Annotated in this window: 10 protein-coding genes; 4 read left to right on the top strand and 6 right to left on the bottom strand. The window is 52.9% G+C overall.

Annotated features, from left to right (window positions below; translation table 11 throughout):
• Both H6F43_RS21250 and H6F43_RS21245 read left to right on the top strand, forming a co-directional pair.
• Positions 1–737 (top strand): type II secretion system protein N (locus H6F43_RS21250; RefSeq protein ID WP_206754599.1); only part of this gene is annotated, 737 nt, incomplete at its 5' end.
• A 120-nt stretch (positions 738–857) separates the two neighbouring features.
• Complete coding sequence (locus tag H6F43_RS21245) at positions 858–1,421, top strand: TIGR04376 family protein (protein ID WP_190345163.1); 564 nt, start codon at positions 858–860, stop codon at positions 1,419–1,421.
• A 75-nt stretch (positions 1,422–1,496) separates the two neighbouring features.
• Here the strand turns inward: H6F43_RS21245 and H6F43_RS21240 are convergent, their stop codons facing one another.
• Positions 1,497–2,072: a response regulator gene (locus H6F43_RS21240; RefSeq protein ID WP_190345162.1), complete on the bottom strand. Its 576-nt coding sequence runs from the start codon at positions 2,070–2,072 to the stop codon at positions 1,497–1,499.
• A gap of 397 nt (positions 2,073–2,469) precedes the next feature.
• On the opposite strand from H6F43_RS21240, the gene lipA reads away from it, so the two are divergent.
• Both lipA and H6F43_RS21230 read left to right on the top strand, forming a co-directional pair.
• The gene (gene lipA / locus H6F43_RS21235; RefSeq protein ID WP_190345161.1) at positions 2,470–3,396 is read left to right on the top strand and encodes a lipoyl synthase; all 927 of its coding nucleotides are present in this window, start codon (positions 2,470–2,472) and stop codon (positions 3,394–3,396) included.
• A 176-nt stretch (positions 3,397–3,572) separates the two neighbouring features.
• Entirely contained in the window at positions 3,573–3,731 is a 159-nt protein-coding gene (locus H6F43_RS21230; protein WP_190345160.1) for a photosystem I protein PsaX, read from the top strand.
• 39 nt (positions 3,732–3,770) lie between these two features.
• Here H6F43_RS21230 and H6F43_RS21225 read toward each other — a convergent pair whose 3' ends face one another.
• The 5 genes from H6F43_RS21225 to H6F43_RS21205 form a co-directional block, all read right to left on the bottom strand.
• A complete protein-coding gene (locus H6F43_RS21225; RefSeq protein WP_190345159.1) occupies positions 3,771–4,637 on the bottom strand; it encodes a branched-chain amino acid ABC transporter permease in 867 nt (288 codons plus the stop codon).
• Between the two features lie 136 nt (positions 4,638–4,773).
• Entirely contained in the window at positions 4,774–6,450 is a 1,677-nt protein-coding gene (nadB, locus tag H6F43_RS21220) for an L-aspartate oxidase (protein WP_190345158.1), read from the bottom strand.
• Positions 6,451–6,581: 131 nt separating this feature from the next.
• Entirely contained in the window at positions 6,582–7,025 is a 444-nt protein-coding gene (gene psbU / locus H6F43_RS21215; protein ID WP_190345157.1) for a photosystem II complex extrinsic protein PsbU, read from the bottom strand.
• A gap of 188 nt (positions 7,026–7,213) precedes the next feature.
• A complete protein-coding gene (locus tag H6F43_RS21210; protein WP_190345156.1) occupies positions 7,214–8,203 on the bottom strand; it encodes an FHA domain-containing protein in 990 nt (329 codons plus the stop codon).
• A gap of 168 nt (positions 8,204–8,371) precedes the next feature.
• Positions 8,372–8,974, bottom strand: coding sequence for a DUF3120 domain-containing protein (locus tag H6F43_RS21205; RefSeq protein WP_242025835.1), 603 nt, complete (start codon positions 8,972–8,974; stop codon positions 8,372–8,374).
• Between the last annotated feature and the right edge of the window lie 324 nt (positions 8,975–9,298).

Raw genomic sequence — 9,298 nt, 5'->3', positions numbered from 1 at the left:
CAGCAGATTTGCTGGCAAACGTGCCAGATGCCACTATGGCTCCAGCTGAGATGCCGGAGAAGCCAACACGGGTGCGACGATCTGGGCGATCGTACGATCGTCTGCTGTTGGGCGTTGGCTGCACGTCGATTATCGTCACGCTGGCGCTGTGGTTGGTCAGTCAGGAACTCCACCAAAAACCGCCTACTCCTGCGGCTCCAGCGCAAACAGCCGCTAGTCAAACGGCTCCTGCTGCCGATAGCCAGTTTGCAGCTTATGCACAGCAGGCTATGCAGCGACTCGATCAGCGGGCGCCATCTCCGGCTCCAACCACGATCGCTCAGTCTCCTGGCGCACTCCCGACTGTAACGGTTCCCAGCACGCCCAAACCTCCGATGGCTGCTGCTCGGACACCAACTGCGCTGGAGCGAGTTTACGTCCCGGTGTATCAAATGCCGCCAAATCTGTTTCCGGGTGGAGCTGCTGTCGCTCCTGTACCGCGCCCTGCCGCGCCCGTTGCTGTGAAGCCTCCGGTGCCGCTTTCTGTCCCCGGTGTGGCACGCACCTTACGGGGGTTGGCAGACATGGGCGACGATCGCTCCGCGGCATTAATTGAAATCAATGGCATCGTTCAGCGCTATCGCGTCGGCGAAAGCATCGGCACAAGTGGCTGGACGCTAGTAGAAGTTGCCAAAAACCAAGCGATTATTCGCCGCAATGGAGAGGTGCGATCGGTGTTCATTGGGCAAAACTTTTAGAAAGTTGTTAGTTTTTAGTTTTTAGTTGTCAGTTTGTAGCGCATTGGTCACGGCTACTCAAATTGCTAAGTGCTACTGACTAACAACTACCGACTAACCGCTAATGACTAGGAGCCGCTCATGGGTCTGTTCGACGATTTCAGCAAATTTTTAGAAACCCAGCTTGAAGAGTTCCTCCGCAATAATCCGCATCTAGAACTCATGGTTCTGGAAGAAAAGCTGCGGGAGCAGGAAGAAGAAACCCTCAAGCTAATGTCGGATTTGAAGCACCAGGAAAAACAGTTGCAGGACGACATCCTGGGGCTGGCGCGCGAGATTCAACTGTGGCACGCTCGGATTGACAAAGCAAAGGCGGCTGGCAGAGTTGATTTGGCAGAGCCAGCTCAGGCGCATGAGGCGGTGCTGCTGCGCCAAGGCAACCAAAAGTGGGGCCAGATGGAAATGATGAAGCAGCGGATTCAGCAAACCCAGGACTTACAGCGTCAGATCGAGGCGCGGCGCAAAGAAGTACAGCAGCAGGTGACTCAAGCGCAAACGACTCGCACCAGTTCCCAAACAGGACCTTCCTGGGAGGCGATCGGCAGCAGCTCAAACCCATCTAACAGCGCAGACTTAGAGCAGCAATTCCGGCGCTGGGAAGCGGAGCAAGATTTGGAACAGCTTAAGCGCAATCTTGGACGCTGATAATGGGCGCTTGCCGACGTTAAGGGTATCCATCCTTGATCGATACCCTAACTAGAGGCAGTCTGGCTTATCGCCTTACCTCAGCTTCTGCTTGATAAACGTCAGAATTTGTGACATCTGCTTCTTCAGTCCGTCAATTTCCGCTTGCATCTTAGCGACTTTATCCTTCAGCGCTTGCACTTCGGTTGAGGATGCTCCCGACTCGGCAGGTGCAGCGGCAACAGGGACGGCAGCAGCAGGGACAGCAGCAGCAGCAGGAGCCGAAATCGGACGGCGCTTAGATTTTGCCATCGCAGCTTTAATGGCGTCGATCAGTTCTTTTTGGTCGAACGGCTTCTGGACGAACTCGAAGTATTCAAACGGCTCTTGCAGCTTTTCGGTCACTTCTTCTTTGCGTCCTGACATCAGCACGAGCGGAATCGCCTGTAGGTCTTGCTGCGTTTGAATCTGTTGATAAACTTCCCAGCCACTCAGCCGAGGCAGCAAAAAGTCCAACATGATCAAATTTGGGCGTTCCTGACGAATTAAATTCAGCCCTTGAACGCCATCCTTTGCTTCTAACACTTCAAAGTTACCTTTTGGTAACATGTCGCGGACCATGTTCCGAATAACGTTGCTGTCGTCAATGACCAGAATCTTGTGACTTGCCACAACTGAACTCCTCTGTTGGGACGGCGGAATTAGCTAGAAGGGTGTAGGGTGTATTTTAATAACACCACTGGCTGCTTTTGACTGATGAAACCGCTGAACGGCTGTCGGCTAGCCCGTGGGTACTACTAATTTAGTAGGATTAATCAAGCGTGCTCGATCAAGCGTAAACCGAATGTTGGCTTTGGCACCAACTAGTTTAGCTTCTAGCGAACAGAACCGTAACAATCGTGACATGCAAGTATCTGTGACAAAGCAGCTAGAGAATTCGGCAACATCCGCTTGAACTCACGACGAGAGGAATCTGGAAGCTAATCCTTTACAATTTAGGGTAACTTCTACAATTTTGCACGGGTAATTGAAGAAGCTGACACTGAATGGTTCTAGCATTCCCAGATTTATGACAACTAAACCGAATTTAGCCGAAACGTCTCGGAGCAAAGCAGACATTCAGCGGCTCCCTGACTGGTTGCGCCGTTCGATCGGCAACGCTAGCGACCTCTCCACTGTGCAGCGCCTGATCAAGCAGCGACAGATTCACACAATCTGTGAAGAGGGACGGTGTCCAAACCGCGGTGAGTGCTACGCACAAGGCACAGCAACGTTTTTGCTGATGGGTCCGACTTGCACGCGCGCCTGTGCATTCTGTCAGGTAGATAAAGGACACGCGCCGATGCCGCTCGATCCAGATGAGCCGCAGAAGATTGCTGAGTCTGTGCAGATTTTAGGACTCCGCTACGTCGTTTTGACTTCAGTAGCACGAGATGATTTACCCGATCAGGGGGCGGGTTGGTTTGCTGAGACGATCGCCCAAATCCGTCAGCGCAATCCAAGAACGCAGGTCGAAGTGCTGACGCCTGATTTTTGGGGCGGGCGAGACGCGGACAAAACGTCGGAAGACCTGCAACGCCAGCGAATTGCAGCGGTGGTGCAAATGCAGCCTGCCTGCTATAACCACAACATTGAGACGGTGCGACGGCTGCAAGGTCCGGTGCGACGCGGGGCACAGTACGATCGCTCCCTGCGCGTCCTGCAACTCGTTAAGGAACTGAACTCTACTATCCCAACGAAGTCTGGACTGATGCTAGGACACGGCGAAACTGCCGCGGAAGTGATTGAAGCGATGCGGGATTTGCGCTCGGTCGGCTGCGATCGCCTAACGATTGGGCAGTATCTCCGTCCCTCGCTAGAGCATCTTCCTGTGCAGAGGTATTGGACACCCGATGAGTTTGAGCACATGGGCAAAACCGCCCGTGAGTTAGGCTTTGCCCATGTGCGATCGGGTCCATTGGTCCGAAGCTCGTATCATGCAGGCGAGGACGCTTAGCACAGGCAGACAGCAGAAGGTGCATCATTCCGTAGATGCTGCTAATGGCGGATTAAATATTCCGTCTTTAGAAGTCACTCCGGACCAGTTTTGACAGGTTAAGATTCGTCAGCAACCCCGATCAAGGGTGCAATCTTTGATATGTCTTAAGAAAGTGTACTCATTAGGAGCCATTTATGACCAGAGCAGCAAGAGCGACAAACGCTCCCACTCCCGGTGGCGCGGTTACCAAAACTAGCAAGCCACCCTATCCGTTCCGCACGTTTTGGGCACTTGTTTTGTTAGCGGGTAACTTTGTTATTGCCGCAATTTATTTCCATGTTTTGAACATCTAAACACTTTGGGCAATGAGCACTGCTCATTGCCCAAAGTGTTTAGATGGTGCCGCGAAACAAACCCTGGGGACGAAACAGCAGCACCAGAACCATGATGACTAAGGCGATTCCAAGCTTATATTCTGTTGGCAGCCAGTAGGTGCTTACTTCCTGTGCGATCCCAATCACCAGTGCACCTGCGATCGCCCCGTACGGATTACCAATGCCGCCCAGAATCACAGAAGCAAACAGCGGCAGAATCAGAAACCAGCCCATGTTGGGGCGTACCGCTTCTACCAGCCCCAGCAGGCTGCCACCGAGAGCAGTTAGACCGCCCGCGATGATCCAAGTCCAGATGACGACGCGATCGACGTTGATTCCAGTAACACGGGCGAGGTCAATATCGTCAGCGACGGCTCGCATCGCTTTGCCAATGCGGGTGTTTTGTAGCAGGTAGTGCAGTGCTACAATCGCCACTACTGCCAACCCCATAACCAGCAGATCGTAGAAGGGCACTCGCAGCCCAAGCAGCGTCAGCGCTTCTGCTACAGGTAAATCGTAGCGCTGGTTGCTGCCGCCCCAAATCAAAATGATGCCGTTGCGAATAAACAGAGCTAGCCCGATCGAAATAATGATTAGCGTGGTGGCGCTGGCGTGGCGCGATCGCATCGGTCCCCAAATAATTTTCTCGCTTAACAGCACGCTCGCTACGGTTACTGCTGCTCCTAGCACCATCGACAACCAGATATTGATTCCCAACGTGTTTGCCAAAAGAGTAAGATAGGCTCCCAGCGTCATGAAATCGCCATGAGCAAAATTTGACAATCGCAGAATTCCGTAGGTCAGCGTTAGCCCAACGGCAGCTAAGGCAATAATGCTACCGACTGAGATGCCATTGACGATGAGTTGAGCAAACTGGGGGTCCATGAGGGGATTAGCCGTTAGTGATTAGTCGTTAGTCGTTAGAGTTTGGTCATTCGCGCAGGAGTGTCAGTTCGCCACTGCTCACTCATTAGAACGTGATACGTAATACCTAACGACGAACAACGTCCGACTCTCTATCCTACAGGACAGGTGCAGTCCACCACCGATCGCCCTGCATCAAACTATGTACCTGCCACTGGGGATCAGGTTGGGGATAATCCAAGCGGTAGTGTCCGCCCCGGCTTTCCGTCCGCGCCAGCGCACTTTTGAGGATTAGCTCAGCGATGTCGAGCAGGTTGCGCGTTTCTGCCCACGATCGCAGCGACCCGTCCACCTCCGATTCAGACACGGACACAGACTGTCCTGGCATCACAGTTTGCAGCGTTTGGCTGATCGGCAGGGCGTCGAATTCCAGTTGCCACTGCTGCACCTGCGCGATCGCCGCCTCCATTACGCTCCCCTCACGGCAAATCCCTGCGCTCTGCCACACCAATCGAGGCAGTCGCTCTCGCAGAACGTCAAGCTTAGCCACCTCGATCGGAGAAAGCGCTATCTTCCCCTCCCCTGTTTTTTCATATTCCACGCTCCCCTCGCCATTTCCCCCGCTCACCTCCAACTGAGCAAACTGCGCTCCAAATACCAAACATTCCAGCAGCGAATTGCTTGCCAGCCGATTTGCTCCATGAACGCCAGTGCTGGCGGTTTCCCCCACCGCATAAAGGCCAGAAATTGAGGTTTGGTTCATCTCGTTGGTTGCGATCCCACCCATCCAGTAGTGCGCTGCTGGAGCTACTGGAATCGGCTCCTGGAAAACATCTACTCCCCAGCGCCGACAGATCTGAATAATATTTGGAAAGCGCTGCTGAATCTGTTCGTGCGCGATCGAGCGCAGGTCCAGCCAAACGTGAGCCGCAGCGGGATCAGCATTTGTGGTTTGCAGATAGCTAAAAATAGCGCGGCTGACCACATCTCTAGGAGCCAATTCGCCTGCTGGATGATAATCAAAGGCAAAGCGTCTGCCTAGGCTATCCACCAGATGAGCGCCCTCTCCGCGCACGGCTTCGCTGATAAGAAAGCGAGGTGCACCCGGCTTCGTTAGGGCTGTGGGGTGAAATTGGACAAACTCTAAATCCCGAAGCACAGCTCCACCCCGATGAGCGATCGCCACCCCATCCCCTGTACTTAGCGCTGGGTTCGTTGTCTGAGCAAATACCTGCCCACCGCCACCTGTTGCTAACACTACCGCCCCCGCCTCAATCCAGTGGAGCCGTTTCTGATAGATCAAACTGATCCCTCGACAGCGCTGGGTATGCGGGTTTAGCCAGATATCCAGCGCCAAGGCAGGGGCAAGCACCTGAATGTTTTTGCGGCTCAATACTTGCGACGTGAGGGTGCTGACCACGGCGCGTCCGGTAGTATCAGCCGCATGAAGCACCCGACGACGCGAGTGCGCAGCTTCCAAGGTCAGAGCAAGCGTACCATTGTGGCGATCGAACCCTACACCCATCTCGACCAGATTCTGGATGCAGTGCGGCGCTTGCTCAACTAAAAACTTGACGGCACTGTAGTCGCAGAGACCTGCGCCTGATTCGAGGGTGTCCTGGATATGCAGTTTTGACGCATCGTTGGGGTCAATGACAGCAGCAATGCCTCCCTGTGCCCAGTCGCTCGCCGAAAGTGAAAGACTGTCTTTAGTAATCAGCCCCACCTGTAAATGAGCGGGAAGGCACAGCGACGTGTAGAGTCCAGCCGCCCCTGCTCCAATCACCAGAACATCAAATCGGGTGGGCAACACCGGAGCAGGCAAGTCAGGCATAACCAATCCTCAATGCGGGTTCTTCTAGGATAGGGTGCACCCAGAAAGATTGGTCTTTAAAGCAAAACATTGCTCAATGTCCGAACGTCGGTCACTCAGCAATGTTTAGAGGTGAGAGGATGCTAAGACGATTAGCGGTAGATGCCGTTGTTGATGCGATCGTCACCCTCAACGAGCGCTTGCTCAACGTCCGTCACCGTGAACTTATCCAGATTCGCCTGCAAGATTTCCTTCTGGCGATCGGTTAAGCCACCAATGTCCAATACGTCTTCGACGTTCTCGTAGGGAGCGTTTTTCACAACGATTCCTGCCAGCGTCGGATACATACCCTGATACTGCCGGAAGGCTCGAACATTCGTGTTGTTCAAATCGATTTTTTTACCGAACTCCGATCGCATCTTTTCTTCCATCGCGTTGCGGAAGTCTGTAACCGCAAGCAGCGTGGGTGCAAAGGCAGCAACGCTCTGACCGGATTGCGCCAGCGGCGCCGCTAGAGCGCTTTCAGATGTGCCCAACCAACCGAGGCAGCCCATTAACATGCCGAGAATTGTTAACAGGCGGACAAATCGTTTCATAAATCTAAACCTCCTATCCTGTAGCACGGAACCCATACACAGCGTTTATTAGAGCCTATCACTAGATGGGTATCATCTCGCACTATGGACGCCCTGACTAGGGTGTGCGTAGGAAATCTTAGCGTAATTTCAAGCAGCTTTTAAGAAAGACAGGTAGTTGAGCCAAGCAGGGCTAGATTGCACCTGGATTAGCCTTTCACTTTGGTCTGCAAGAAAGTATCCAAATCAGTAAACGAGCAGGCGTAGGTTATGGAAGGCGCTTCGTAGCCTTTCAGATGAACCGTGTACTGCTTAAACAAGTCAGGGGAGTTCACGTTAAGTGTCGATAGATACTTGTAGGTAGATTCGCCCACTGCAACATCCAGCCCAATCTGTTTAGTCGAGGTTTCCAATCGAAACGCCGCATTCACCGTGTCGCCCAAGGCGGTGTAATCCGGACGATCGCCGCTGCCCGTGTTGCCCACCATCGCGTAGCCTGTGTTGATCCCTGCTCCAACCCGTAGCGGAAACGGCAGTGGGTAGAGATTGTACAAGTCGCTGGTCATCTTGTGTAGAGCGCTGAGGGCGCGGAAGATCCGCACCATGTCATCGTTGCTGACGCCCTGCGTGCCATGAATCCAAATTGCCATGACCGCATCGCCAATGTACTTGTCCACCCAGCTTCCGTATTCGCGAATAATGTCGCCTGCATGCCGGAACCACGTCCCGATCACTTCTGATAGCAGCCGCTCATCTACTTGCCGCGTTAAAACCGTGAAGTCCCGAATATCAATCACCAGCACCGAAATCAAGCGGCGCACATGCAGCGTGGCGGTGGCAGTAAACTCCCTAGAGTCTACATCGATCGCGTCGGTGGGCGAATGAATAGCAGGGCTGTAGAACTCTAGTTCGGTTTGCCCGAAGGTAAGGCGATCGCCGTTATGCAGCGTGACGGGAATGCTAACTCGACGACCGTTCACAAACGACCCGTTGCGGCTTCCCAAATCAATTAGATAGAACTCGCCTGTGTCCATGCACTGCAACATAGCGTGATTACGCGAAATCCAGCGATCATGCAGCACAAAGCTATTGTCTTCGCTTCGACCGATCGTCCAAAAATTGCTGCCAGTCAGCGACAGCCGCCGACTACCAGAGTCAGTATGAAGCAATAAATGGGGGACGGGTTGCAGAGTCACCACAACAGGCTTAAAGAAACGAGAAACAGTCTTCCCTTATGATGCATCCTGACACATCTTTCACTATGTCAGTGTAAAGTCCCGAAGAACATTTCGTCCAAGATTTTGACGAAATCACCTTGGGTTCAACAGATGGTTCACACTGAACTTACGTGTGCGGATGCGACCCTTTTAAGCCATAACAGCCGCCAGCCAGAATAAACTATCAACCAAAATTGTACTCATAACTGCGCCACTAAACGCCCACCAGTGAAGCTGCTGACGACGCAAGGGTAGAATGCTGACCACTAGCAGCAACAGGGCTAGGACGATCGCCCAGCTCGTTCCCCAGGGCGTATTAATCTGTGCTAGCGCGCTCTGAAAAACAGGCTGTACCGACTCTCCCTCGACCTGCATCAAGCTTCGCCAGTGGGGAATCAGCTTAACGATGTAAAAATATAGATCGGTGACGACAGTTCCAAACAGTGACCCCAGATAGAAAAAGTTTCCGACTTTTCCCATCTGACGAGCGATCCCCCAAATGGCAAAAGGCAGTCCAATCGCCTCGATCGGCAGGTGAAAAAATGGTTCCCACCGGAGCCAGCCCCAGTAAATTGAGCCGGACAGCCATGTCCAAGTAAATCCGAGTAGCAGGTCTCCCCACAGGTGAGTTGCAGAACGACGCAACAGTCGCATCGCCAGCAGAATTAGCACAGGCGTCAATCCAAGGCTTATCCACGGCAAGTAGCGCACCAGCGGAGCTTGAATAAACACAGGGACCGAGACAAGAACCATTGCAGCAGCGAAAACCAACCAATGTCTAACGCCAGTCGTTAAACGATCGGGCGTCAGAACGATTGAATCACTGAGAGCAGGGGCGTAAGCGGTAGCCTCGGCAGCGTAACTGGGGTTGGAAGGGGGAGTGTATAAAATCAATGGGACTCTATTCGTTTTTATTTTCTTTACTTTACTTAACATACCATAACGGTTTCTATCCCCCTAGGGGGCATGTTTCTAATTCTAGTTGCTAATCCACTTCTCTGAATTAATGTAGTTTTATTAAGAGCAGCGTCCTGAGAGGCGGCTCTGAAACTGAGATACTGAGGTCGTTCGATCGCC

The organism is Leptolyngbya sp. FACHB-36 (genome assembly GCF_014695955.1).
In the GTDB taxonomy this organism is placed as follows: Bacteria; Cyanobacteriota; Cyanobacteriia; order Leptolyngbyales; family Leptolyngbyaceae; genus FACHB-36.
This window is presented reverse-complemented; position numbering and strand designations above follow the sequence as displayed.

Excerpts from the sequence above, each read along its gene's own strand:
- H6F43_RS21230 (WP_190345160.1), top strand. The coding sequence starts at position 3,573 with ATGACCAGAGCAGCAAGAGCGACAAACGCTCCCACTCCCGGTGGCGCG.
- H6F43_RS21225 (WP_190345159.1), bottom strand. The coding sequence starts at position 4,637 with ATGGACCCCCAGTTTGCTCAACTCATCGTCAATGGCATCTCAGTCGGT.
- psbU (WP_190345157.1), bottom strand. The coding sequence starts at position 7,025 with ATGAAACGATTTGTCCGCCTGTTAACAATTCTCGGCATGTTAATGGGC.
- H6F43_RS21205 (WP_242025835.1), bottom strand. The coding sequence starts at position 8,974 with ATGGTTCTTGTCTCGGTCCCTGTGTTTATTCAAGCTCCGCTGGTGCGC.
- H6F43_RS21245 (WP_190345163.1), top strand. The coding sequence starts at position 858 with ATGGGTCTGTTCGACGATTTCAGCAAATTTTTAGAAACCCAGCTTGAA.
- lipA (WP_190345161.1), top strand. The coding sequence starts at position 2,470 with ATGACAACTAAACCGAATTTAGCCGAAACGTCTCGGAGCAAAGCAGAC.
- nadB (WP_190345158.1), bottom strand. The coding sequence starts at position 6,450 with ATGCCTGACTTGCCTGCTCCGGTGTTGCCCACCCGATTTGATGTTCTG.